Genomic DNA, 26,080 nt, shown 5'->3' with positions numbered 1-26,080 from the left:
TGCTTCGCTTTTTAAGGCAGGATAAATGAGCAATCAACCTCCATTATTATCAATGCTTCCATTAACACCGGAGCAATTGAATAAATTACAGGACGCAACAAAAGATCTCTCAACAGCGCAAATTGCGTGGTTATCTGGCTATTTGTGGGGGCAGCTTAATCCTTCTGTTGTATCCGCATCGACAGCGGTTACTTCAGTACACGTACCAGAGCAGGAAACCATTACATTGATCTCTGCTTCTCAAACGGGTAATGCGCGTCATCTTGCCGAACAGTTACGAGATAATCTGGTTGCTCACAAATTGAATGTAGAACTATATTCCGCAGGTGAATATAAGTTTAAGCAGATCCATAAAACAACAACCTTGATCATCATTACATCTACGCAAGGAGAAGGTGATCCTCCTGAAGAAGCAATCGCTTTTTATAAATATCTGAACTCTAAAAAAGCGACTGAAATGAAAGAAACGTCTTATGCAGTACTGAGCTTAGGTGATACTTCCTATGAGCATTTCTGTAAGGCAGGAAAAGACTTTGATGAGCGAATTGCACAACTGGGCGCGACACGCTTATTACCAAGAGTTGATGCTGATGTTGAATATCAAGCCGTTGCGGATGAATGGATAAAACAGCTTACAGAGATCTTAAAGGCAAGAGTTCCGACACAAAGCACGCAAGTCTTACAACAAACGCAATCAGGTACGACGGATACAATTGAGTCATCTATTTATCATCGAGATGCCCCTTTTACTGCCACATTACTGACTAATCAAAAAATTACAGGCAGAAATTCAGATAGAGACATTCGCCATATTGAAATCAGCCTTGACGGTTCTGATTTGCAATATCAACCCGGTGATGCACTGGGAGTTTGGTTTAATAACTCGCCTGAAAAAGTTGATGAACTGATTGCTTTGTTGTGGCTAAAGGGTAATGAGTCTGTCACATTAAAATCTCAAACATTCACCTTAAAAGAAGCGTTACTGCATCATTGTGAGCTAACTCAAAATAGCGCACCTATCGTAAAAGCCTATGCCCAATTGACGCGGCATGAAGATCTATTGTCATTAGTGGCTGATAAAACCATGCTTCAGCAATATGCAGACAAACACCCTATTAATGAGATGGTACGCCAATATTGTGCTCAACCTACGGCACAAGATTTTGTTGATATTTTACGTCCACTGACTCCTCGCCTTTACTCTATTGCATCGTCACAACAAGAAGTCGAAGACGAAGTACACCTTACTTTAGGGGTTGTACGTTATGACGTTAACTCTCGAGCTTATACCGGTGGAGCCTCTGGATTTTTAGCTGATAACTTAAAAGAAGGCGATAGCATCAATGTTTTTATCGAAAAAAATGCGCATTTTCGCCTACCTGAAGATAACACCGCACCCGTCATTATGATTGGTCCAGGTACAGGTATCGCACCTTTTCGAGGTTTTATGCAACAGCGCGACAATGACGCTGCAACAGGTAAAAACTGGTTATTTTTTGGTAATCCTCATTTTGTAGAAGATTTTCTCTATCAAGTGGAATGGCAACGTTATGTCAAAAGCGGTCTGTTAACTCATATCGATTTAGCATGGTCACGAGATCAAGCACATAAAATTTATGTACAAGATAAATTACGCGAACGTGGTAGTGAGATTTGGCAATGGTTACAGCAAGGTGCTTATCTTTATGTCTGTGGCGATGCGTCACGAATGGCAAAAGATGTTGAGCAGGCGTTGTTAGATATTGTGATGGAGTATGGCAATAAAAATATTGAAGAAGCAGATGAATACTTAAGTGAGCTACGCCTAGAACGGCGTTATCAGAGGGATGTCTATTAAATGAAATCACACACTCAAGCGCCCTTAGTGGTTGAAGGGAAACTGGCTGATAGTGAACGCATGAAAAAAGAGAGTCACTTTTTACGCGGCACTATTACAGAAGACTTACAAAATGGTTTAACGGGTGGTTTTGAAGGCGATAACTTTCTATTGATCCGCTTTCATGGCATGTATCAACAAGATGACAGAGATATTCGCGCTGAGCGTGCGGAGCAAATGTTAGAACCTCGTCATGCAATGATGCTGCGTTGCCGTTTACCCGGGGGCATTATTTCGCCTAAACAGTGGCTTAGCATCGATAAGTTTGCGACTGAAAATACGCTTTATGGCAGTATTCGTATTACTAATCGTCAAACATTTCAATTTCATGGCATTTTAAAAGGCAATGTAAAACCCGCACATCAAATGCTGGTGGCAACAGGTCTTGATGCTTTAGCGACAGCGAACGATGTTAACCGTAACGTGTTATGTACTTCAAACCCAGTGCAATCTTCATTACACCAAGAAGCGTATGAGTGGGCGAAAAAAATATCAGAACATCTGTTACCTCGTACTCATGCTTATGCGGAAATTTGGTTAGATAAAGAGAAAGTAGCAACAACAGATGAAGAGCCTATTTTAGGAGAAACCTATTTACCGCGGAAATTTAAAACCACGGTGGTGATCCCACCTCACAATGATGTTGATCTTCATGCTAATGATATGAATTTTATTGCGATTGCTGAAAACGGGCATTTAGTTGGTTTTAACGTGCTTGTGGGGGGCGGTCTTGCAATGACGCATGGCGATAAAAATACCTTTCCCCGCTTAGCCAGTGAGTTTGGTTATATCCCTATTGAGAATACATTGGCAATTGCAGAAGCCATTGTGACGACTCAGCGTGATTGGGGAAATCGAACTGAACGCAAAAATGCAAAAACAAAATACACATTGGAACGTGTTGGCGTAGAGACATTTAAACAAGAGGTTGAACGCCGTTCAGGAGTAACTTTTGAAGCTATTCGACCTTATGAATTTACCCATCGAGGCGATCAAATCGGTTGGTTAAAAGGTGTTGATGATAAATGGCACCTTACTTTATTTATTGAAAGTGGGCGATTGATTGATACGCCTGATGCTCCATTAAAAACGGGCGTGGCGGAAATTGCCAAAATTCATCAGGGTGATTTCCGACTGACTGCCAATCAAAATTTGATTGTGGCAGGTGTACCAGAAAGTGAAAAAGCCAATATTGAAGCGATTGCTCGTCGATACGGTTTGATTAATAGTGAAGTTACAGCACTGCGTGAACATGCGATGGCGTGTGTTTCTTTCCCTACATGTCCATTGGCAATGGCAGAAGCTGAGCGCTTTTTGCCTTCATTCACCGATACCCTTGATAGTTTGATGACAAAACATGGTGTGAGTGACGAGCATATTGTTGTACGTGTAACGGGATGCCCAAATGGTTGTGGTCGTGCTATGTTGGCAGAAGTTGGGCTGGTGGGTAAAGCTCCTGATCGCTACAACTTGCATTTAGGGGGCAATCGCATTGGGACACGTATTCCTAGAATGTATCGTGAAAATATTACTTCGCAAGAAATCATTGCAATACTCGATCCACTGATTGGCGAATGGGCGATTTCTCGTCATAACAATGAAGGGTTCGGTGATTTTCTTATCCGCACTAATATTGTTAAACCTGTACTGAATTCAGCGATTGATTTTTATGAAGTGCAGGAGGCGGTATGAGTCTATTTCAGCTTGCTTCGCTAAAACAGTTACCTGTTGAAGAGCAAACACATGCTTTGAGTGAGATTAATCAACAGTTAGATCAATTAAGCGCCATTGAACGGGTTACTTGGGCTTTAGAACATTTGCCTAAAGCCTATGTATTAAGCTCTAGTTTTGGTATCCAAGCTGCGGTATGTCTGCATTTAATCACTCGACAATATCCTGATATTCCTGTGGTTTTGACCGATACAGGTTATTTATTTCCTGAAACCTATCAATTTATTGATACGCTGACTGAGCAGTTACAACTTAACTTGAAAGTCTATCGAGCTGAAATATCTTCATCTTGGCAAGAAGCGCGCTACGGCAAACTTTGGTTAGAAGGTATTGACGGTATTGAACGTTATAACCAGATAAACAAAGTAGAGCCGATGGAGAGGGCATTAAAAACATTGCAGGCTCAAACATGGTTTGCAGGTCTTCGCCGACAACAAGCTAAAAGCCGCGAGCATTTGCCAGTGCTTTCAATCGCAAAAGGGATCTTTAAGTTTTTACCTATCGTTGATTGGGATAATAAGCAGGTCTATCAATATCTTAAAGAAAACGACTTATCTTATCACCCTTTATGGGAGCAAGGTTATCTCTCTGTGGGAGATACTCATACAACTCGAAAATGGGAAGAGGGTATGAGTGAAGAAGAAACACGATTTTTTGGCTTAAAACGCGAGTGTGGATTACACGAATAACGCCATTATCTACCAATAAATAATTGGGGGAATAGAGTTTATCTATTGCCCTTTTTGTCTTTTCTAAAATAAATAACTAATTGAAAATACTTTGTTTTCTCTTATTCCTTTCTGTTCCATCACATAGCTTTTTGTCATTTCATAACCTCTAAAGCACCTTTTATAGTCATTAGTTATAAAGTGAACAACGAAGGTGAAATGCGCGTATGGATTACCTACCCTTATTTGTGGAATTAAAAGAACGCCCAGTGTTATTGGTTGGTGGTGGTCATGTTGCTGCGCGTAAAGCTTTACTGTTGTTAAGAGCAGGCGCTAGCTTAAGAGTAATTGCACCTCAGCTATGTGATGAATTACACCTTGCTTATCAGCAAGATAAAATTGAATGGGTATCAGCAAAATATCAATCTGAACATCTATTAGGAATGATGCTTGTGATTGTAGCCACTGATGACAGTGTGCTTAATCAGCAAGTTTATCTTGATGCACAAGCACGGCATATTTTTGTCAATGTGGTGGATTCACAACCTCAATGCTCATTTATTTTTCCGGCAATTATCGATAGAAACCCCATTTTGATTGCCATTTCATCGGCGGGAAAAGCACCCGTTTTGGTGCGTATGATCCGCGAGAAATTAGAAGCCTTATTGCCAAGCTCTTTAGGCGCAATGGCGACAATAGCCGGAAAATGGCGCAATAAAGTGAAACAGCACTTAGAGACTTTTCAAGCTCGTTGTCGTTTTTGGGAGCAAGCCTTCAGTGGTAAATTTGCTTCTTTAGTGGCAAGCGATCAATTAGCACAAGCAGAAGCTTTGCTCGAACAACAATTGAAACAACAAGAGTGCCAACAAGGAGAACTTGCATTAGTTGGGGCTGGTCCCGGTGATGCAGGGTTATTAACACTGCGCGGTTTACAGGTTATTCAACAAGCTGAAGTTGTGCTCTATGACAGTTTAGTGAGTCCAGAGGTTTTAGAGCTTGTTCGCCGTGATGCTGACACTATTTGCGTAGGTAAAAGAGCCGGACACCATAGTATTTCTCAAGAAGAAACCAATGCACTGATCGTGAAATATGCGCAACTTGGCAAACGTGTTGTTCGATTAAAAGGGGGCGATCCCTTTATTTTTGGACGAGGTGGTGAAGAAATTGAAGTTGCTATTGCGCATGGGATCTCTTTTCAAGTAGTACCGGGGATCACGGCTGCAAGCGGAGCGAGTGCCTATGCGGGTATCCCATTAACCCATCGGCAATATGCTCAAAGTGTCACCTTTATGACTGGGCATTGTAAAGCAGATGGGATCGAACCGGATTGGGCATCGTTAGCGCAAGCTAATCACACTCTCGCTATTTATATGGGGACAGCAAAAGCAGAGCTTATTAGCCAGCGTTTAATCAAACTCGGACGTTCTCCATTAACGCCTATCGCCGTGATTAGTTGTGGCACGCGTCGTGATCAGCAAGTCTTCACGGGAAATCTAACACAATTAGCGCAGTTAGCTGAAAAAGCACCGACTCCCGCTTTATTAATTGTTGGGGAAGTCGCTGCACTACATCACCAACTTGCGTGGTTTGGTGACAGACATGCTTATCAATCCTTACCGTCACTCCATTCACCTTTGGTTCATTTTGCCTAAATGAGGTTGTTATGAATGAAACACAGTTAACTCATCTTCAGCAATTAGAAGCAGAAAGTATTTATATTCTGCGCGAAGTTGTCGCTGAATTTGAAAATCCCGTCATGCTTTATTCAATAGGCAAAGATTCCTCGGTGATGTTGCATTTAGCTCGCAAGGCGTTTTATCCCGCGAAATTACCTTTTCCTTTATTGCATGTTGATACAGGCTGGAAATTTCGAGAAATGTATGAATTTCGAGATAAAACGGCTAAAGAATATGGCTTTGATCTTAAAGTTTATCGAAATCCACAAGGTGTAGAGCTTGGAATTAATCCGTTTATTCATGGTAGTGCAAAACACACCGATATCATGAAAACAGAAGGGCTAAAGCAAGCCTTAGATAAATATGGTTTTGATGCAGCATTTGGTGGTGCACGCCGCGATGAAGAAAAATCACGAGCCAAAGAGCGTATTTATTCGTTTAGAGATAGAAAGCATCGCTGGGACCCGAAAAACCAGCGCCCTGAATTATGGAGAAACTATAACGGACAGATTAATAAAGGCGAAAGTATCCGAGTATTTCCGTTATCTAATTGGACAGAACTCGATATTTGGCAATATATCTATTTAGAAAATATCGACATTGTTCCGCTCTATTTTGCAAAAAATAGACCTGTTATTGAGCGTGATGGCACTTTAATTATGGTTGATGACGACAGAATTGATCTAAAACCGGGTGAAGTTATCGCACAGCAAAAAGTGAGATTTAGAACGTTGGGATGCTGGCCATTAACGGGGGCGATCCCTTCTCAAGCAGAAACACTCCCTGCCATTATTGAAGAAATGCTGATTTCCACCAGCAGTGAACGACAAGGGCGTTTAATTGACAGTGATCAGTCGGCATCAATGGAACTGAAAAAACGCCAAGGTTATTTTTAATCGGAGGAAATATGGGACTTTTAGCCATAAAAACGAATCAACTTGTCGCAGGTGAAATTGCACAACAGGGCGGTGTAGAGCGCTATCTCAAGACTCAACAGAATAAAGGATTACTGCGATTTCTAACCTGTGGCAATGTCGATGATGGAAAAAGCACACTAATAGGACGTTTACTTCATGATACAAGGCAGATCTATGAAGATCAGCTTTCTACATTACAAAATGAAAGTAAAAAGATCGGCACTCAAGGTGAAAAACTCGATCTTGCTTTGCTGGTGGATGGATTAGCAGCAGAAAGAGAGCAAGGGATCACTATTGATGTTGCTTATCGCTATTTTTCAACTTCAAAGCGTAAGTTTATTATTGCTGATACACCCGGACATGCTCAATATACCCGCAATATGGCGACAGGTGCATCAACCAGTACGCTTTCTATTCTGCTGATCGATGCTCGAAAAGGTGTACAAGAACAAACTCGACGACACAGTTTTATCAGCACACTCCTTGGGATCCGCCATTTAATCGTTGCAATCAATAAAATGGATCTGGTGGATTATCAGCAAGCAACTTTTGATTCGATCCAACAAGATTATCTTCATTTTGCCGATCAGCTCCCAACGGATCTAACCATTGAGTTTGTCCCTATTTCCGCCCTTGATGGTGACAATGTGGTTTCTCCCTCATTGAATATGCCTTGGTATCAAGGAAAAACATTGCTTTCATTATTGGAAGATGCGCCGGTTAAATTAGGTTCAGACATGCAATTGCTACGTTTTCCTGTGCAATATGTAAATCGCCCAGATTTAGATTTTAGAGGGTACAGCGGTACGGTGTCTTCTGGTGTTCTTTATCAAGGTCAACAAATCAAAGTATTACCTTCGGGGCAACGTTCTACTATCAAACGTATTGTTACTTTTGATGGCGATTTAACACAAGCGAGTGCAGGACAAGCCATCACACTTGTTTTAGCTGATGAAATTGATATTAGTCGAGGGGATATTATCGTTGATGATAACGATACAACTGCCAATATTAGTACTCATGCATTAATTGACGTAGTGTGGATGTCAGAGCAACCCTTAGTGCAAGGGCATACTCTAGACATCAAGATCGCAGGCAAAAAAAGCCGTGCCAAAATAGAGAATATCCATTATCAAGTGGATGTGAATAAGCTCACCCAACAAGTAACAGATAACTTAAGTTTAAATGCGATTGGTAGTGTTGAAGCCTCATTTGAAGAGCCACTGGTGCTGGATAACTATCAAGCTAATGCAGATATGGGGGGGCTTATCTTTATTGATCGACTAAGCAATGTCACAGTTGGCGCTGGGCTTATTCGAGAAACAAGAGATAACGCGATACAAACTACGACACAATATGATGCTTTTGAAGTCGAGTTAAATCAACTTATCCGTCGCCATTTTCCCCATTGGGGAGCGAGAGATCTTCTTGGAGGAAAATAGTGGTGATAAGCAACGATATTATTTGGCATCCTCATAAAATTGGATTAAATGAACGCGAATCACAACAAGCACACAAAGGATGTGTGCTTTGGTTTACAGGTTTATCTGGCTCAGGTAAATCCACACTTGCCGATGCACTAGAACAAGCGCTTTATCAGCATTCACAAAAACATTCACTCATTCATACCTATCTATTGGATGGCGATAACTTACGTCATGGATTATGTCGTGATCTCGGATTTAGTGCTGAAGATAGGCACGAAAATATCCGCCGTGTGGGTGAAGTGGCTAAATTGATGGTAGATGCGGGACTGATTGTCTTAACGGCTTTTATCTCGCCTTACCAAAAAGACAGACAACAAGTTAGAGGAAGCTTTGATCAAGGAAGATTTATTGAGATCTTTGTTGATACACCACTTTCTATTTGTGAAGCCCGTGATCCGAAAGGGCTTTATCAAAAAGCAAGACGCGGTGAGATAAAGCAGTTCTCAGGTATTGATTCGCCTTATGAGCCGCCCATTGATCCTGAATTACATTTAGACGGCACACTTCCTATAAATACCCTTATCCAGCAGATCCTCACATACCTACGGCAAAAACAAATTTACTGTTAATTTTATGATGGTATTAAATTATCTCTACACAAATACCCGATAAAAAGGGGATATGTGTAGAGATAATGTATGTATTTAGAGTAAAAAATGCGTATTACGCCATGCTATTTCAATGCGGATTCACACATTAATTAAGTGTCCATTTATTTATAAATAACCCCCATAGCACTTCATCTTAATAAGAAAAAATCAAACCTTAGTCTGAATTTTATAGAAGTTATTCACGTTTATAGTGAGGATAATAGGAATAATAATGTAATATATTCCAGCACTTTTGTGGCGTCTGTGGTTGAGTTGTGGGATGATTAGCCCATTAATCTTGGGGGTGGTAATGGGGAAATTAACAGTCTTACTTCTGATTTTACTTGGCTGGCTACAATATTCATTGTGGTTAGGTAAAAATGGTATCCATGATTACAACAAAGTAACTCAAGAAGTTGAATCTGCATTGGCGCAAAATACGCAGTTAAAAGAGCGTAATGATCGTCTATTTGCAGAGATTGATGACCTCAATGGCGGGCAAGAAGCACTAGAAGAGCGTGCTCGTAGTGAATTAGGAATGATAAAGCCTAATGAGACATTTTTCCGTATTGTGAGCGATAAATCTCAACCACGTCGTTAATTTATTGAATTAATAGTGTGTCCTGATACAAATATCATAATGAATATAACAAACTCTACTCTTCCTATTGTTGCCGTTATTCCGGCAGCCGGTATCGGAAGTCGAATGCAATCAGTCTGTCCAAAACAATATTTGAAGATTGGCGGATTGACTATTCTTGAACATACCATTAATGCCTTATTGAAACACCCACGTATAACGCAAATTATCGTGGCGATCAGCCCTAATGACAGCTACTTTCACACTTTACCTTTAGCGCAAGATGAAAGAATAATAACGGTTAATGGTGGTGGCGAACGTGCTGACTCAGTATTGTCAGGTTTAGCGTATGTTACTCAACATTTTCCTGAAAACACATGGGCATTAGTTCACGATGCAGCAAGACCTTGCCTACATTTTGGCGATCTTGACCATTTAATTAAACTCATTGATGAAAACGTTATGGAACCTCACTTTTGTGGTGGCATTCTTGCGACACCTGTTCGCGATACAATGAAACGTAGTCATCAACAAGATAATCATATTGAACAAACAGTAGAAAGAACAACGCTATGGCATGCTTTAACGCCACAATTCTTTCCTGCATTGTTATTAAAACAAAATATAGAAAATGCACTCTCTCAAAAAGCAACGATCACTGATGAAGCCTCAGCGATGGAGTTTGCTGGATATGAACCTTTATTAGTTAAAGGTCGTGCAGATAATATCAAAGTTACTCAGCCAGAAGATTTAGCGCTTGCAGAGTTTTTCCTCTCACGCCAAATCACCAGTATAAGGAACACATAATAAAATGAGAATTGGACACGGTTACGACGTACATAAATTTGGCGGTGAAGGCCCTATTATTATTGGCGGTGTCAGAGTTCCTTATGAACAAGGGCTGTTAGCTCACTCTGATGGCGATGTCGTATTACATGCAGTGACAGATGCTATTTTAGGTGCAGTGGCAATGGGTGACATTGGCACATTGTTTCCTGATACCGACCCTGCATACAAAGGTGCAGATAGCCGTGTACTCCTTCGTGAAGCCTTCTCCCGCGTAAGAGCAAAAGGTTACCGAATTGGTAATTTAGATGTCACGATCATTGCTCAGGCTCCAAAAATGCTACCTCATACACCACAAATGCGCGTCAATATCGCAGAAGATCTTCATTGCCACGTTGATGACATCAATGTGAAAGCGACCACAACAGAAAAGCTTGGATTTGTCGGTAGAAAAGAAGGCATTGCCTGTGAAGCCGTTGTTTTACTAATGAAAGAGTCATTACCTGAATGAGTGATTTACCCGAACTCCATTGGTTACATGGAAAACCACAAGCAACAGGTTTATTAAAGTCAATCCCTGAAGATTTTATTGTCTGTGAAGATCTTGGCTTCACCCTTGATGGGGAAGGCGAGCATGTCATGGTGAAAATCAGAAAAACAGGTTGTAATACGGCTTTTGTTGCTGAAAAATTAGCAAAATTTGTTGGGATCCATCCTCGTGATGCCAGTTACGCTGGTCTAAAAGACAGAAATGCAGTGACTGAACAATGGTTTTGTCTGCGTATGCCGGGTAAAGAGATGCCTGATTTCAGCCAGCTCGCTTTAGAAGGTTGTGAAATTCTAGAAACGACTCGTCAACAACGTAAATTACGTATAGGAACACTAAAAGGTAATCACTTTACATTGGTGTTACGAGAGATTTCTGATCGTGATTTTGTTGATGCTCGTTTGGCGCAAATAAAAGCAAAAGGTATCCCCAACTATTTTGGTGCTCAACGATTTGGTCGTAATGGTGATAATTTACGACAAGCCATGCGTTGGGCAACAGACGAAATCCGCGTAAAAGAACGAGGAAAGCGTAGCTTTTACCTCTCCGCAGCCCGTAGTGCGATGTTTAATCATATTGTCAGCAAAAGATTGGAATGTGATTTATATTCAAAAGTGATGCTCGGTGATGCAATGCAACTTCATGGGCGAGGTAGCTGGTTTGTTGTTGATGAAGCAGAACTAGCTCAAACACAAACTCGTTATGAAGAGCACGATGTTCATATTACTGCGCCTTTACCGGGTAAAGGTGATTTAGGTACCCAATCACAAGCATTAGATTTTGAAACTGAAAATCTGGCAGAATATGAAGCCTTCTGGTCGCTAGCTCGACAAGAACGTGTTGATAATACAAGACGTGCTATCAATGTATTACCAGAAAATATGTCATGGAATTGGGTAGACGATACCACTGTTTCTCTGTCATTCTTTTTACCCGCAGGAAGCTTTGCAACTAGCGTTGTACGTGAATTAATTTTATTAGGGAATGATGATGCTGAAAATATTGGTGAGTAATGATGATGGTGTGATGGCAAAGGGGATACAGACCCTCGCTAAAGCGTTACGCCAGCGTTATGATGTACAAATTGTTGCACCTGATCGTAATCGTAGTGCTGCATCTAACTCTTTAACAATCGACAGACCTCTACGCAAGCAAGAGCTTGAAAATGGGGATATTGCAATTGTTGAGGGGACACCAACAGATTGTGTTTATCTTGGTGTAAATCACTTAGTGCGCCCTCGTCCTGATATTGTGGTTTCTGGTATTAATCATGGTCCTAATTTGGGTGATGATGTTATTTATTCAGGTACAGTTGCTGCGGCAACAGAAGGGCGTTTTTTAGGTTTGCCTGCCATTGCTGTTTCACTTGATGGTGAAACGCACTTTGAGACAGCTGCTCAAGTAACTTGTGAAGTCTTGGCAATGTTACAACAAGTACCTTTAAGAGCGGGCAATATTCTAAATATTAACGTACCTGATATTCCTCTTGATGAAGTAAAAGGTTTCCGTATTACACGCTGTGGTAGTCGTCATGCATCACAACATGTTTATACACATACTGATCCTAGAGGGAATAGTCTTTATTGGATTGGGCCTCCAGGCGAAAAAAATGATGTAGGTCCTGATACAGATTTTGCTGCTGTTGATGAAGGTTATGTTTCGATAACCCCATTACATGTTGATTTAACAGCCTATAAAGCACTTGATTTACTACAAAATTGGTTAAATAAAGCAGAGGTCAAAAAAACATGTTAAGTCGGTCAATGAAAGACTTACTGACAATGTTAAAACAACATGGCATCAAGGATGAGAGCCTGTTGGAAGCAATGAGTAAAGTACCTAGAGAGCTTTTTATTGATGAAGCGCTTTCTCATAAGGCTTACGAAAATACGGCTTTGCCTATTGGCAATGGGCAAACTATTTCACAGCCTTATATTGTCGCCAAAATGACAACATTACTGGAATTACAAAGTACAGATTCTGTATTAGAAATTGGTACAGGTTCGGGATATCAAACTGCCGTATTAGCAAATTTAGTCCATCATGTTAGTTCTGTTGAGCGTATAAAGATATTGCAATGGCAAGCTAAACGACGTTTTAAACATCTTGATTTACATAATATCTCGACACGTCATGGTGATGGATGGGAAGGTTGGTCATCAAAAGCCCCTTTTAATGCCATAATAGTGACAGCATGTGCAACAGAAGTACCACAACAGTTATTGATGCAGTTAGCCGATGGTGGCAGGATGATAATACCTGTCGGTGAACAACAACAAATACTGAAGTTTATCCGACGTTTAGGTAATGATTTTCACTACCAATCTATAGAAACAGTTAGATTTGTTCCTTTAATTGCAGGCGAGTTAGCATAACTTCCAGATAAATCTGACCGTTTTTTATTACTGCTTTTTAATAGCTTGTCGTAATCTGCACTAATAAATGAAACATTTTCAAAAAATTGCAGTCTTTTTGTTTAACTCGACAAATTGCTAGATGCTAATGCCTTTTTAAAGGGAGAAGGAAGTATGAATTCAGAAAGCCCAATTAAGCATGTCCGCTGGGCAATCATGTGTTCGGTAATTGGATTTGCATTAACAGGCTGTGCAGATACACCTTATCGTCCTGCACCAATTACCTCTGTAAATGATAGCTCTTCAAATAATACGGTATCAACCGCACCTGTAATGACTAACAGTAATGCGACGCCTATTGAAAGAACTACCCCCTTACAATCGTCACCTCCTCCTTCAATTAAGGTGAACTCCGCTTCGTCTAATGGAGGCGTGGTTCAATCGCAAAGCCAGCCTCGTCCTCAAACATCGGTTGCAGCTCAAAATGTAAGTACTGATGGCACTGGACGCATTGTGTATAACCGTAACTACGAGAGTATTCCTAAAGGAAACTACAACGGTAATACATACACCGTAAAACGTGGTGATACCATGTTTTATATCGCTTGGATAACAGATAGTGATGTAAAAGAACTGGCGTCAATGAATAACATCCCAGAGCCTTATAGCTTAAACGTAGGGCAAGTGTTGAATATTGGTAACCGTCAGGTCAATACGGGAACAAATACCAATGTCAACACATCGGTTATTAATCAATCAAGTAATGCTGGTGTTCAAACGGCGCATACCAAACCAACAAACAATGGTGCAATGGGACCATTAATTACTAAACCAGCAACAACACAACCGAAGACAACGACTCCGCCACCAACAACAAATACCACAACTGCGGCAACACCTGCACCTACGGCGGTTTCTGGTAAGTGGATTTGGCCTGCACAAGGCAACATTATCGAAAGCTATTCAAGTGCGCCGGGTGGTAATAAAGGTATCGATATCGGTGGTACAAAAGGTTCACCAATTGTTGCAACTGCAGCGGGTAAAGTGGTTTATGCAGGTAGTGCATTACGTGGCTATGGTAACCTCGTTATCATCAAGCATAATGACGAATACCTCAGCGCATATGCACATAACGACACCATTTTGGTACGCGAACAGCAAAATGTGAATACAGGTCAGCAAATTGCCACAATGGGTAGCTCTGGAACCAGTTCTGTCCGACTACACTTTGAGATCCGTTATAAAGAAAAATCACTCAACCCAATGAGTTATTTACCTAAGAAATAGGTAAGTGATTTTTTACACGTATAGTGAATAATCCTAAAGTTAAGCCCTCTTTTTTACAAAAAGAAGAGGGCTTTTTCTTATCTGTAATTAATTAAAATATTGAAACAAAATAAATTTTATCTAAGTATAAGTGCTTATTTAAAGATTATTAAAAATGAGAGGTCAATATAAAATTATAGATAACGCTAAATTAGATGGTTGATTCTCAATCAATGAATGCGTATGCTAAAAATTGTTATATAAAAAATGAATAAAGATTCGTTGTTATGAAAAGATGAACTATAAAACAACCTCTTGTTTAGGTAGGTATTTTCTTTATTAGATTATCTTTTTAATAATAGTACGTAATATAAATTATTGGATATTATTTTATTATTATGGATTTTTATTTGTTTTTTTAGATGTAAATAGTCACAAATAGCGCATCAAATGGAGTAATTTTACGTATAGATAAATATACGTAAAATATAATAAAAAAACTGTTAATAACCTGCACTCAATAGTTAAGTTATATATTGAATAAAGAAAGAATAAAATTAACAGTAAAATAGATTATGTTATCTTTTATTTTGTAATTCGTTACAAGGGAAAATCAGTAAACCCGTTGTGTCGTGACACAGCGATAAACTGGTAAACAGACTTTAATTATGAGTCGTTTACCTAAATTATCAAGGGTAGGAGCAGCTGATGAGCCAAAGTACGCTAAGAGTAGACGAGTTATATACAGATGAAATTGAAGAGAACATGGAAGAGTTCGATGAAGTTGCTGCAAAAGAGGCAGAAAATGAGTCTGATGCTCAAGACGAAATTGAACTTATTGAAGGAGTCAACCAGCGTGCGCTCGATGCAACTCAGCTTTATTTAGGAGAAATTGGTTATTCTCCGTTGCTGACCGCGGAAGAAGAAGTTTTCTTTGCCCGTAGAGCGTTGCGAGGCGATATTCCTTCAAGACAACGAATGATAGAAAGTAACCTACGTTTAGTTGTTAAGATCTCTCGTCGTTATACAAACCGAGGTCTTGCCCTGCTTGATTTGATTGAAGAAGGGAACTTAGGACTTATTCGTGCTGTTGAAAAATTCGATCCTGAAAAAGGCTTCCGTTTTTCAACTTATGCGACATGGTGGATACGTCAAACTATTGAACGTGCCATTATGAACCAGACTCGTACTATCCGCCTTCCCATTCATATCGTTAAAGAGCTGAATGTTTATTTAAGAACAGCAAGAGAATTAGCACATAAACTCGATCATGAGCCTAGTGTTGAAGAGATTGCACAAACACTTGATAAACCAGTTGAAGATGTGAGTAAGATGCTGCGTTTAAACGAACGTATTACTTCTGTTGATACCCCAATTGGTGGTGATTCAGATAAAGCCTTACTCGATATTATCTCTGACGAAAATGAAGAAGGGCCGGAAGCAACAATTCAAAATAATAACCTCAAGGAAAATATCATAAAGTGGTTATTTGAATTGAATCCTAAGCAACGTGAAGTATTAGCACGTCGTTTTGGATTATTAGGCTATGAAGCAGAAACTTTAGAAGATGTTGGTAGAGAAATTGGTCTAACAAGAGAAAGAGTTCGTCAAATTCAAGTTGAAGGACTACGCCGCTTAAAAGACATTCTACAAAGTCAGGGATTATGTATTGAAGCACTTTTCAAAGCATAGTTAGCCACCCTTTTTCTGTTTATAGCTTTAATTGACAGATTGTTATTACCAAAGCCGATTAGAGGATTTACTAATCGGCTTTTCTTTATCTTGTATTATGCGATTCAAAACGATAAAACAAGAGCGCAGTCTTGCACCTTGTTAGCCTGATGAAAGTGATAAAGGAAGATATGAAAGATTATTTTTTAAACGTTAAATTAGAACGTTGCGATTTTAACCAAAGTAAAATCTCCCCGAATGGAATGGTGAGATTAATAGCATCAGGTAAAAACTTCTATCTTAATGAAGAGGATTTTGCTAATTCTCAAGATTTTCTTAAACGATTAAAACAAGGCGATGAGCTTAAAATCTGTGCTGAATTATTGAAAGATGGCAGTTTCTGGGTGCAATGGATTTATCATGATACAAAAGGAAGGCTTGAGCCTGAAAGAAAATTCACGCTAACAACAAAACAACAAAAATGGTTATTGCTTGCATTTATTCTGACGCTTGTTGGCGGTTATTGGAGCTATTTTTCGATTCTCCATCTTGAAGTGAATTTCTTTATCGTTGTTTCTATGGTTATTGCATGTGGTGCTGTGATAGCGGGGATCAGTTATATCGGAGAAAAAGCTTATCGCTATTTTCAGCGCACCAGACCTAAACATAGAAAGAGAATAAAAGCATTAGATAAAGTTATCGCCAAGCAAGCCTTGATAGCTCCAGATGGCGAGCATCTCATTATTACTGGAATAAAATCGGCACCATTACCTTCATTGACTGTGAGTAAAAAATCGTTTCCTCAAATAAATCAAAGTAAAGTACAACGAGTTCGAGGAACAATACAAATTCATAGTACTAATAGAATTAAAATGCATCATCGCAACGGCGAGACGGTGATAATGCAAGTATCCTGCCTGATAGATAATCATCCTTTCGTATTAAGTTATAGAGAACGCTCATTTTATTCTGATCATAATCTGTTTCTTGCTAATGGTGATGATGTGGAACTGTTCTTTTGGCAAGCTGAAGATAAGAACTCGGGACCTGTTGTCTTGGGTGTTTATAATCATACAGATAATGGCGCTTATTCAATATCAGGACAAATGTATATTGGTCACCAGCGTACATATCGTTTATCACTGTTAATAGTCGCATTAGTCAGTGTTTTTATTTTCTCAATGGTTGCAAGTTTCTCTATCTCTGATGTTTATGATAATGGCAATTATTGGGATAAATGGGATTGGTATTCTATTGGTGATAGCTTTTTAGGAATGGGGATTATCTATGGCTTAATCATGAGTGGCATAGCCTTTTTAACTGCCTTGTTTTCAAATCTTTATATTTTGTTATCAGAAAAAGGTCATAGCAGTTATCAAACCTATTTTTTACTTCAGCAGCAATGTGTTGAAAGCAAACAACCGCTGTATATTACGGAGCTGCGCCAATGAATCCTTTTTTCCGTAAGCCTTTTATTATTATCACAAGTTTATTTATTTTAAGCTTATTGCTTTTTTATGGCGTGCTTTTTCATGGATTCGCTTCTAAGTGGCAATGGAAAAATGAGAACTCTTCTGAATTATCTTCATACCCTTACTCTCACTATGATTGGCGTAATACTTTTTATGCTTCTAGCGGGATGTTAATTAAAACTGAATCTGATAGTGGGCGATATGATGTAGATATTTATGGCAGACTTCATCGCCAAGATAACCAGAGAAAATATACGTTGTACTTTTCTGATAAAGAAGGTATGCGCTTTGTATCACAAGGTCAAGGTAGCTTTTATAACGCTTACTGTATTGTTGATAAATGTGTTTTATTTACAGAGCAGGGACGACAAACTATAGATTTGACAGAGTTTACAGTAGCAGATTTAATTCCTTGGCAAGAGACTAACAATGGTTATTATCGTTTTCCTTTAGCGCTTATTGGTGGAAAATTACTCTTTTCACAAACAACATCGCAATTAGTATTAGTTGATAATAAGACGATATTAACAAGTTTAGATGAAGGCGAAAGTTGGGAATATTCAGTTAATACTGAAGATCTGGTGAAGCAATATTACGCTGAAGATTTCGGTGAGTTTACACAATTTCATTACGCTCTATCAGGTGATTCCCTCATTATTTTTTATAATCACCATTACACTACAAATACGTTAGAAATCACGCTAAATTTAGTGAATAAAGAAGTGACAAAAACGCGCTGGCTCCCTTTGCGTGTTAAAGAAGTTGCCCAAAATGCTAATGGTGATACCTATCTTATCACTCAACACGCTTCTCGTGATCTCTATTCTGTTGTTCGACGTCAATCTGATGGGAATTTAACCACTTTCTATGAAAGTGGTTATAAATATATAAATGATTTAATGGTAAGTAATGACAGCTTAATTCTAAATAAAGGTTATAACGATGATAAAGTCACGTTAGTTTTTTCATTGAAAACAAAAGATTATACATCTTATGAGAAAGTTACTGATGATATGATGTTTAACCCTGCTTTATCATCATTTGTTCGCTTATTTGACAACTATGGTGATAAAGACACTTTATTGTTATTGGGTGAGCGACTGAAATATAGCCATGCTTCAATTAATTAATTCTGTATTTATCTTTGATTATCTTAGTTTGAAAAATTAAAAAGTCAGCCATAAAAAAGGCTCTGTAAAATCAAACAGAGCCTTTTTGCTATCAGTATTTAGTATTTAGTATTTAGCATTTAGTGTGACTTATTTTGCCATCTCTTTTAAACGATAGAGTTGTTCTAATGCTTGTCGAGGTGTTAACGCATCAGGATCGATTTTATCTAATGCTAATTCAATGGCAGAAGGCTCAGCTTCTGTTAATAACATCAGCTGTGACGTTTCAACATGACCAGAGCCAGTATGACCTGATAGCATTTCAAGCTCTTTTAATTTCTGCTTAGCGCGACGGATCACCTCTTTTGGTACACCCGCTAATGATGCAACGGCTAAACCATAGCTTTTACTTGCAGCACCTTCTTGGACGCTGTGCATAAAGGCAATAGTATCGCCATGTTCAACAGCATCTAAGTGAATGTTTGCAGTACCTTCAAGTTTTTCAGGTAGTGTCGTTAATTCAAAATAGTGGGTTGCAAAGAGAGTCATCGCTTTAATGCGATTTGCTAAGTTTTCAGCACAAGCCCAAGCCAGAGATAATCCGTCATAAGTGGATGTACCCCGACCAATTTCATCCATTAAGACTAAGCTGTTTTCTGTCGCATTGTGCAAAATATTGGCGGTTTCTGTCATTTCAACCATAAAAGTAGAACGTCCAGAAGCAAGATCATCAGAAGCACCGACACGCGTAAAGATTCGATCGACTGGACCAATTAAGGCTTTTTCAGCAGGTACAAAGCTACCAATATAAGCAAGTAAAGTAATTAATGCTGCTTGGCGCATATAAGTACTTTTACCGCCCATATTAGGGCCTGTAATGATCAATAAACGACGTTGAGGTGCTAATTGTAATGGATTCGAAATAAACGGTTCGCTAAGGACTTGTTCAACAACAGGGTGACGTCCACCAGTGATTTGAATGCCTGTTTTTTCACTCAATTCTGGGCGAGTATAATTTAATGATTCAGCTCGCTCAGCAAGGTTAGAAAGAACATCTGTTTCAGCTAAAGCCTCTGCACTAATTTGTAATGCTGTAAGGTGAGGTAATAGCTTTTCAAAAATCTCTTCATAAAGCATTTTTTCGATAGCTAATGCCTTACCTTTAGAAGTTAATACCTTGTCTTCATACTCTTTTAATTCGGGAATGATATAACGTTCAGCATTTTTCAACGTTTGACGACGAACATAGTGCATAGGCACTAAATTGCTTTGCCCGCGACTGACTTGGATGTAATAGCCATGTACACCATTAAAGCCAACTTTTAGAGTATCAATACCCCATTTTTCTCGTTCACGGATTTCAAGTTTATCAAGGTAATCACTTGCACCATCGGCTAATGCACGCCATTCATCTAACTCGGCATTATAGCCAGAGGCAATAACACCACCGTCACGTACTAATACAGGTGGTGTTTCAACAATGGCGTGTTCGAGTAATTCACATAATTCATCGAACTGGCTAATACGCTTTTGTAATTCTTTAATATAAGGCATATCAGCTTGTTCAAGCACTTGATGAATATCGTGATATTGCTGGAAAGCATGGCGCATACGAGAAAGATCACGAGGACGTGCGGAGCGTAGAGCTAAACGTGCTAAGACTCGCTCTAGATCACCAACTTGTCGTAAAAAAGGTTGCAGTTCAAAATAGAGAGGCTGTAATGCACTAATAGCATCTTGACGTTTGATAAGTTGTTCACGTTGGCGCAAAGGCGAGTGTATCCAACGTTTCAGCATGCGGCTTCCCATAGGGGTAACACAAAGGTCAAGTACGGATGCGAGTGTGTTATCCGTTCCACCTGCAAGATTTTGAGTTAATTCGAGATTACGACGAGTTGCCGCGTCTAAAATAATTGAATCTTGAGGGCGTTCCATAGTGATGCTACGAATATGGGGCAATGCAGTGCGTTGTGTATCTTTCACATATTGTAATAAGCACCCAGCAGCACAGAGTGCCAACTGTGCATTTTCAACACCAAAGCCTGTTAAATCACGAGTACCAAATTGCAGATTCAGTTGTTGTCTTGCTGTTTCTGGTTCAAATTCCCAAATAGGGCGACGGCGCAAGCCTTGCTGGCGCTCAATCAGTGCCATCGACTCAAAAGTTTCTGGATAGAGTAATTCAGCTGGATGAGTACGTTGCAATTCGGCAATCATGCTTTCACTATCTGGCATTTCAGTAACACGAAAACGCCCTGATGTGATATCTAACGTTGCATAACCAAATGCGCCATTCTTATCTTGCCAAATAGCGGCTAAAAGGTTGTCTTGGCGCTCTTCAAGTAAGGCTTCATCAGTGACAGTACCCGGCGTTACAATACGAATAACTTTGCGCTCAACTGGGCCTTTACTGGTTGCAGGATCGCCAATTTGTTCACAAATAGCGACAGATTCTCCTAGTTGAACTAATTTAGCGAGATAGTTTTCAACAGCATGATGCGGAACGCCTGCCATAGGAATAGGCTGGCCTGCGGACTGACCTCGTTTTGTTAATGAAATATCTAATAAGCGAGAGGCTTTTTTAGCATCATCAAAAAACAGTTCATAAAAGTCACCCATACGATAGAACAGTAAGATTTCAGGATGCTCTGCTTTAATTTTAAGATACTGCTGCATCATTGGTGTGTGGGAGTCTAAGTGTTGAATGTCAGTCATGTTGTTGTCTGTCTTAACGTATTGAATTTTGAGTTATTTGTGAAAATCTGTTGTTACACCGCATATCGTTCTATTTCACAAGCATTGTATGATCATATCACAAGGTTTCAGTTCATTGTTTTAATTATCTTATAGTCAGCACTAAACAAGATAACACTTATGAGCTAAAAGTAGTCAGCAAAATGAGGCCATGAAACCGAATAGTAAAGCTAGGGCTGATACGGGTGAGAATACAGGTTTACGTGTATTTTGTGGCGCAACAGGCATTAAGACATTTTTCTACCGTTATAGTAGCTCAATTACACAAACTTACCCAGCCAAGGATTAGTAATTTTACTCAAACTTCATTGATTGAAGGAGGCGAGAGCCAAATTACAAGAGTTAAAACAACTACACCAATTAGATCGATTCCCTTCTACAGAGTTAAAAGAAAAAACTGAATAAAAAACAGGAATAGTTGCAGTCTTATAAAACACATTTAACAGTAAAGGAACTTGTTGAACTTTATTTAGTTGAACGGATTGAAGATCGTAAAGGTAAAGATGGTAAAACAATTTCTGGCTCAAGAAAGAAGAAAGGGCAAATAGATGTTCGTCGTATGCTTGAAGCTGATGCTGTCCGTGTTTTAGGTGAGTTTATGGCGCATGAGGTGACCCGAAAAGATGTGATAGAACTCATGCGTAAACTGTCGGTAGCCTATGAGTTTGCAATCGGTCTAGGTACTTTGATGATAATTTTGCTAACCCCGCTTTATTGGCGAAATTGAGCTTGCAGCAAGCTAAGTTTAAGCTAACCAGTAATAAAGGTATTCGCTATTTAGACGATAACGAATTCAAGAAATTTCTATCATGGTTGCCTAGTTCTGTTTACACAAATGTTGTGAAAAATGTTTTTCGTCTGACGCTTTGGACGGGTTGCCGAACAGGTGAAGTGTGCGCAATGGCTTGGGATGATGTGGATCTTGAAAAAGGCACTATTCATTTGAAAGAAACTAAGACAGGAATTGAACGCTACGTACAATTGCCTCATCAAGCAATCACCTACTTGAAATCAATGCGCATGAACTCCGATAAATACCTTTTTCCATCTCAAGTAACCAAGTTACCCATTCAGCAAAAGTATCTAACAGAATGTGCATGGCGTTTACGTAAAGAAGACAAAATGTTAGATATCCCTGATTGGTCACCTCATGATTTACGTCGAACAGTACGTATGATTTATATCGTTATGAGAGTGAATGTAAGGTGTGGTTGCAGAAGTGGGCGGATCATATGGTGAGAATATGATATATAGTGCCATAATCTGGTAATTATCTGAGTATAATAATTGCTTGATGCTAGATTTATACCTCATTAATATGAGGTATAAAAATTATCAAATCGGGGTTAACTGATATTTACGATTTATAGCATCTGAAAAAATAGTATGTCTTTTGGCATTTCTTTTTAAGTTTTGAACTAAGCCAACCAAATATGTATTTAAATTATCCATATTATCTAATAATTCTCCTATATTATTTAATATGGTATAGATATCATCCAACTCAGGAGAGGCAAACTGATTCAGTCTGGATGTAATGGCAGTGTATAACCAAAGAAGAGCTAAAGCGGATTTTTCTGACTGGTTAGTGCAACAAACTGTAAAACCATTGTATTCCCCTGATGTGAGAGATTGTTGAAAACTAACTTGTTCTGAAAATAAGGGAGAATATCGAGTGATTATAACGCCGGATTCTAGCAATAATATATAATCAGGCAACCAATCTTTACTAATTAAATTGTCAATAAATAATTTATCAATATCTTTCCCTAAGTTATTACAGCCACATACAACAATTGAGATAGGTGGTGATATATTAGTTTTCATAGAAGTATCTATCATGTCCTTCCATTTTGAAAAAGAACTGTGAGACTGTTCAATGGCATTATTTAATTGGCTATAAGAGTTTTTTAGTTGAATTGTAGTAATAACTGATGTAAATGGGAGTACAGGTTTTTTTTGTTGGCTCATTTCTAAGTTAAATGATTCACGAGCTAGACTGATTATAATATCAATCTCATTACTAATTTGAGAGTCAGGACTATAAAAATATCCATTCTTTACTAAATATGTAGGTGGTAATTGCCTAGTTAGCATATCCATAAATGCTTTTTCAAAAGGAGCTCCACTATCTGCGATATTTTGCATATCATGAAGTGCTTTTCCTTGAGCAACAGCGCCTAATAGTTCACTCAAGTTGACTTGAAACTGTTTCAATAAATCCATGATATTTCCAATAATTATTTTATCACTTGATTAAACCTTGGGTGATTTTTTATAAGATATGGTTTTATTCTATCTATAGAATCTTTGCTTCTGGGATCTCCAAAAAATTTTACACGTTGAATAGAATCATTTTGTTTATTTAATTTAACTCTATCTGTATATTCATCAGCAATCATCGTACATGATACTGTAGTCATTTTATCAGAACTGGATTTAATTTTAACATTACAAGATGTATAAAATACAACAGCGTCAATCTTACCACTCAAAATTATTTTATTAAATATTTGTTTATATCCTTCCATTTCTTTAGTTAAGAAATTATGTAATTCTTTATAGACTATTTCTTTATTATCAATCTCTTCTGATAACCTTCTTTTTTTGTAATCTAAATGAGGTTCAATATTAAAGGCAACAATTCCATTAAAGGGTACAAAATCATTTTTTTTAGATTCATCTTTATTTCTCCCACCTAAACGAACTTGTCTATATCCAGAGCGTAATTGACTTTTGAAATTTTCTGATTTATTTATGGTTTTGCATGCAATATAATAAGGTCCACAAGGAAGGGTTGCAATTATATCTGGTTCACCGAGTGAAACAGATAACCCTAATTCTTTTAAATAAAGAAAATATTCCAATTCAAATACTGCATCTTTACCTTTAGAGTGAGTGGTGGTGTTAAGTTCTAAATTTTCGGTAGCAATTCTGTGTAGAATTTCTGTAAATTGTTTAGGGGATTCATTAGAGCAAGCCAAAATAGCTTCAAATATTCTTTTTGCTGTAATAATTTTTAATTTTATATTGACGTTAGAATTTTCGAACATATTACTAGCATTATCGCACAATATGAGCATGTTATATAAATCTTTATTTTTTCTTATTTTAATTTTGAGTTTGGAGTATATTTTTCTGACTTCATAACTCATTTTTTCAAGTTCTTTAAAACTGGTGAAAATATATTTATAGTCATTTTTCATTAATTTTCTCACAATTAAGTTTATTTCTATTAATAATAAGAAATTATTTGGGTTATGTATATAGTTAAAGATTAAATAAAAGATTAAATAAAAGCCGACTTTTCCAATAAATCAAATACCTTAAATAATCCCCACCATCCTCTTGCAGCCCATGTACCAACGGTTTCATACTTTTATGGAGTAAGTCAGGCCACTCGCCAACCCCTTTTGGTTGATGAATATTTTCCTCACATAGGTTTTCCCATCCAGCCTCATTTGGCACCCATAAGCCTTGCCACTCTTCTTGTACGATACGGGGTAGCTTCCAGAAGGGCTGATAGCTAATACGCCCATGCTGCCGCAGTATGTCTAGTGGGGTTTCAGGGCGCAGCGTGGCAAGAAAACGGTAAGAACTGGCGTTGTTGCGGAGTGTGTCCTGATAAATGTCATCGCTGTGGGTATCAATCAGGTGTTCAAAGGGTGAAACAGATCCCAATACATTGGCTGTACTGCCGTCTATCTTGATTACTTCAACCCAGACTACAATACATTGCCAGACGATAGCCTGAATCAAACAATGGTATTCTAGGGATTGAGTATCCAGTGGTGAATCAGGGAATAACGGTGTTTGTGCTGTCTCAATAGGTTCTGCAAAGACTGATGTATTGAAAGAGAGGTAGTGAGTTGGGTGGCCGTTCTTTTGAATTAGGTACAGGTTTTCAATATTTACCCAGCAAGATGAAATGGGCATATTTAGTCAATGGGTACAATTATGATATTAAAGGCTGTCAGTTGGCTATCTTAGAGCAAGAATTCAAGAAATATGGTATTGGCACTGACCCGCTATCAGTACTAGAAACTGACGTTATCAAAGATACACTAGGGGTAGATGATGACCTCATTAAAACTATCCGTTATGGCTCGATATTCAATGCAGGTTCTGTTAGTTCGTCACCGAAAGGAAGTATGGCGAAAAAGCTAAAAAAGCTTTATTCCGACGATTATGTATCAGAAATGCTGAAACATTGGGAGTTAGAAACGAAAGAGCTTCGCGAAAGCATAAATCAACTCCTTGACGAGTATCTAAAAACAGGAAAGAAAAATAGGTATGGGCTTTTTGTCGTGAATGCGGTTGAGCAACCATTTAATACGACAAAGCGAAAAACAAAAAATGGGGAATGGAAAAAGTGGCGTCGTGATGTGATGCGACGTAAGCTACTCGCGCATATGATACAAGGGCTAGAAAGCCGTGTAGTCTATGATTATGTAAGCTCGCACAGCGGTGTTTGTGCGCTAGAACATGATGGATTTGTGAGTTTGCATGAACTGTCTGATGGTGATTGGATGCACCCATATTTGGAGATAGTATTGAAGCATCATTGTTTATAGTGAATCGAAATTAAATTTTTGG

The 26,080-nt window shown here is 38.7% G+C and carries 25 protein-coding genes; 21 read left to right on the top strand and 4 right to left on the bottom strand.

Annotation, left to right across the window (positions count from 1 at the left end; genetic code table 11):
• Positions 1–25 precede the first annotated feature (25 nt).
• The 17 genes from cysJ to D7029_RS14910 all read left to right on the top strand — a co-directional run bounded on the left by cysJ (position 26) and on the right by D7029_RS14910 (position 18,751).
• Positions 26–1,837: an NADPH-dependent assimilatory sulfite reductase flavoprotein subunit gene (gene cysJ / locus D7029_RS14990; protein ID WP_194951112.1), complete on the top strand. Its 1,812-nt coding sequence runs from the start codon at positions 26–28 to the stop codon at positions 1,835–1,837.
• Positions 1,838–3,568 (top strand): assimilatory sulfite reductase (NADPH) hemoprotein subunit, encoded by a 1,731-nt coding sequence (gene cysI / locus D7029_RS14985; protein WP_194951111.1) that lies wholly within the window; start codon positions 1,838–1,840, stop codon positions 3,566–3,568.
• On the top strand, positions 3,565–4,296 hold the full coding sequence (locus tag D7029_RS14980) for a phosphoadenylyl-sulfate reductase (protein ID WP_194951110.1): 732 nt from the start codon (positions 3,565–3,567) through the stop codon (positions 4,294–4,296). The genes cysI and D7029_RS14980 overlap by 4 nt, the downstream gene beginning before the upstream one ends.
• Before the next feature lie 206 nt (positions 4,297–4,502).
• Complete coding sequence (gene cysG / locus D7029_RS14975; RefSeq protein ID WP_194951109.1) at positions 4,503–5,927, top strand: siroheme synthase CysG; 1,425 nt, start codon at positions 4,503–4,505, stop codon at positions 5,925–5,927.
• A gap of 11 nt (positions 5,928–5,938) precedes the next feature.
• Complete coding sequence (cysD, locus tag D7029_RS14970; protein ID WP_194951108.1) at positions 5,939–6,847, top strand: sulfate adenylyltransferase subunit CysD; 909 nt, start codon at positions 5,939–5,941, stop codon at positions 6,845–6,847.
• 11 nt (positions 6,848–6,858) lie between these two features.
• The gene (gene cysN / locus D7029_RS14965; RefSeq protein ID WP_194951107.1) at positions 6,859–8,310 is read left to right on the top strand and encodes a sulfate adenylyltransferase subunit CysN; all 1,452 of its coding nucleotides are present in this window, start codon (positions 6,859–6,861) and stop codon (positions 8,308–8,310) included.
• The gene (gene cysC, locus D7029_RS14960) at positions 8,310–8,924 is read left to right on the top strand and encodes an adenylyl-sulfate kinase (RefSeq protein ID WP_194951106.1); all 615 of its coding nucleotides are present in this window, start codon (positions 8,310–8,312) and stop codon (positions 8,922–8,924) included. Before cysN ends, cysC begins: the two co-directional genes overlap by 1 nt.
• Positions 8,925–9,255: 331 nt before the next feature.
• Positions 9,256–9,546: a cell division protein FtsB gene (ftsB, locus tag D7029_RS14955; RefSeq protein WP_036913758.1), complete on the top strand. Its 291-nt coding sequence runs from the start codon at positions 9,256–9,258 to the stop codon at positions 9,544–9,546.
• Between the two features lie 39 nt (positions 9,547–9,585).
• Positions 9,586–10,332: a 2-C-methyl-D-erythritol 4-phosphate cytidylyltransferase gene (ispD, locus tag D7029_RS14950; protein ID WP_194951105.1), complete on the top strand. Its 747-nt coding sequence runs from the start codon at positions 9,586–9,588 to the stop codon at positions 10,330–10,332.
• A gap of 4 nt (positions 10,333–10,336) precedes the next feature.
• Positions 10,337–10,822, top strand: a complete 486-nt coding sequence (gene ispF, locus D7029_RS14945; protein ID WP_023582677.1) for a 2-C-methyl-D-erythritol 2,4-cyclodiphosphate synthase — start codon at positions 10,337–10,339, stop codon at positions 10,820–10,822.
• A complete protein-coding gene (gene truD, locus D7029_RS14940; protein WP_088494729.1) occupies positions 10,819–11,871 on the top strand; it encodes a tRNA pseudouridine(13) synthase TruD in 1,053 nt (350 codons plus the stop codon). Before ispF ends, truD begins: the two co-directional genes overlap by 4 nt.
• Positions 11,849–12,613, top strand: a complete 765-nt coding sequence (surE, locus tag D7029_RS14935) for a 5'/3'-nucleotidase SurE (protein WP_088494730.1) — start codon at positions 11,849–11,851, stop codon at positions 12,611–12,613. The genes truD and surE overlap by 23 nt, the downstream gene beginning before the upstream one ends.
• The gene (locus tag D7029_RS14930) at positions 12,607–13,233 is read left to right on the top strand and encodes a protein-L-isoaspartate(D-aspartate) O-methyltransferase (protein ID WP_075673789.1); all 627 of its coding nucleotides are present in this window, start codon (positions 12,607–12,609) and stop codon (positions 13,231–13,233) included. Before surE ends, D7029_RS14930 begins: the two co-directional genes overlap by 7 nt.
• 153 nt (positions 13,234–13,386) lie before the next feature.
• Positions 13,387–14,499 carry a murein hydrolase activator NlpD gene (nlpD, locus tag D7029_RS14925; protein WP_194951104.1) on the top strand — a complete coding sequence of 371 codons (1,113 nt, stop codon included), beginning with the start codon at positions 13,387–13,389 and terminating at the stop codon, positions 14,497–14,499.
• Between the two features lie 687 nt (positions 14,500–15,186).
• On the top strand, positions 15,187–16,170 hold the full coding sequence (gene rpoS / locus D7029_RS14920) for an RNA polymerase sigma factor RpoS (protein ID WP_023582671.1): 984 nt from the start codon (positions 15,187–15,189) through the stop codon (positions 16,168–16,170).
• Between the two features lie 170 nt (positions 16,171–16,340).
• Entirely contained in the window at positions 16,341–17,600 is a 1,260-nt protein-coding gene (locus D7029_RS14915; protein WP_194951103.1) for a hypothetical protein, read from the top strand.
• Positions 17,597–18,751: a hypothetical protein gene (locus D7029_RS14910; RefSeq protein WP_194951102.1), complete on the top strand. Its 1,155-nt coding sequence runs from the start codon at positions 17,597–17,599 to the stop codon at positions 18,749–18,751. Before D7029_RS14915 ends, D7029_RS14910 begins: the two co-directional genes overlap by 4 nt.
• A 129-nt stretch (positions 18,752–18,880) precedes the next feature.
• Here D7029_RS14910 and mutS read toward each other — a convergent pair whose 3' ends face one another.
• Complete coding sequence (gene mutS / locus D7029_RS14905) at positions 18,881–21,445, bottom strand: DNA mismatch repair protein MutS (protein ID WP_194951101.1); 2,565 nt, start codon at positions 21,443–21,445, stop codon at positions 18,881–18,883.
• A 190-nt stretch (positions 21,446–21,635) separates the two neighbouring features.
• Here mutS and D7029_RS19010 point away from each other — a divergent pair, with 190 nt between their 5' ends.
• The 3 genes from D7029_RS19010 (at position 21,636) to D7029_RS19000 (ending at position 22,723) form a co-directional block, all read left to right on the top strand.
• Complete coding sequence (locus tag D7029_RS19010) at positions 21,636–21,773, top strand: hypothetical protein (RefSeq protein WP_324187744.1); 138 nt, start codon at positions 21,636–21,638, stop codon at positions 21,771–21,773.
• Positions 21,774–21,902: 129 nt separating this feature from the next.
• Positions 21,903–22,211 (top strand): hypothetical protein, encoded by a 309-nt coding sequence (locus tag D7029_RS19005; RefSeq protein WP_324187743.1) that lies wholly within the window; start codon positions 21,903–21,905, stop codon positions 22,209–22,211.
• A 2-nt stretch (positions 22,212–22,213) separates the two neighbouring features.
• On the top strand, positions 22,214–22,723 hold the full coding sequence (locus tag D7029_RS19000; protein WP_324187742.1) for a tyrosine-type recombinase/integrase: 510 nt from the start codon (positions 22,214–22,216) through the stop codon (positions 22,721–22,723).
• Positions 22,724–22,819: 96 nt separating this feature from the next.
• Here the strand turns inward: D7029_RS19000 and D7029_RS14895 are convergent, their stop codons facing one another.
• The 3 genes from D7029_RS14895 to D7029_RS14885 all read right to left on the bottom strand — a co-directional run bounded on the left by D7029_RS14895 (position 22,820) and on the right by D7029_RS14885 (position 25,243).
• Positions 22,820–23,710 (bottom strand): DUF6602 domain-containing protein, encoded by an 891-nt coding sequence (locus D7029_RS14895; RefSeq protein ID WP_194951100.1) that lies wholly within the window; start codon positions 23,708–23,710, stop codon positions 22,820–22,822.
• Positions 23,711–23,724: 14 nt separating this feature from the next.
• The gene (locus tag D7029_RS14890; RefSeq protein WP_194951099.1) at positions 23,725–24,690 is read right to left on the bottom strand and encodes a hypothetical protein; all 966 of its coding nucleotides are present in this window, start codon (positions 24,688–24,690) and stop codon (positions 23,725–23,727) included.
• Positions 24,691–24,754: 64 nt separating this feature from the next.
• Positions 24,755–25,243: a hypothetical protein gene (locus D7029_RS14885; protein WP_228766697.1), complete on the bottom strand. Its 489-nt coding sequence runs from the start codon at positions 25,241–25,243 to the stop codon at positions 24,755–24,757.
• 110 nt (positions 25,244–25,353) lie between these two features.
• On the opposite strand from D7029_RS14885, the gene D7029_RS18940 reads away from it, so the two are divergent.
• Positions 25,354–26,058, top strand: coding sequence for a hypothetical protein (locus D7029_RS18940; RefSeq protein ID WP_228766696.1), 705 nt, complete (start codon positions 25,354–25,356; stop codon positions 26,056–26,058).
• Positions 26,059–26,080 lie beyond the last annotated feature (22 nt).

The organism is Proteus vulgaris, from assembly GCF_016647575.1.
Taxonomy (GTDB): Bacteria; Pseudomonadota; Gammaproteobacteria; order Enterobacterales; family Enterobacteriaceae; genus Proteus; species Proteus mirabilis_B.
This window is presented reverse-complemented; position numbering and strand designations above follow the sequence as displayed.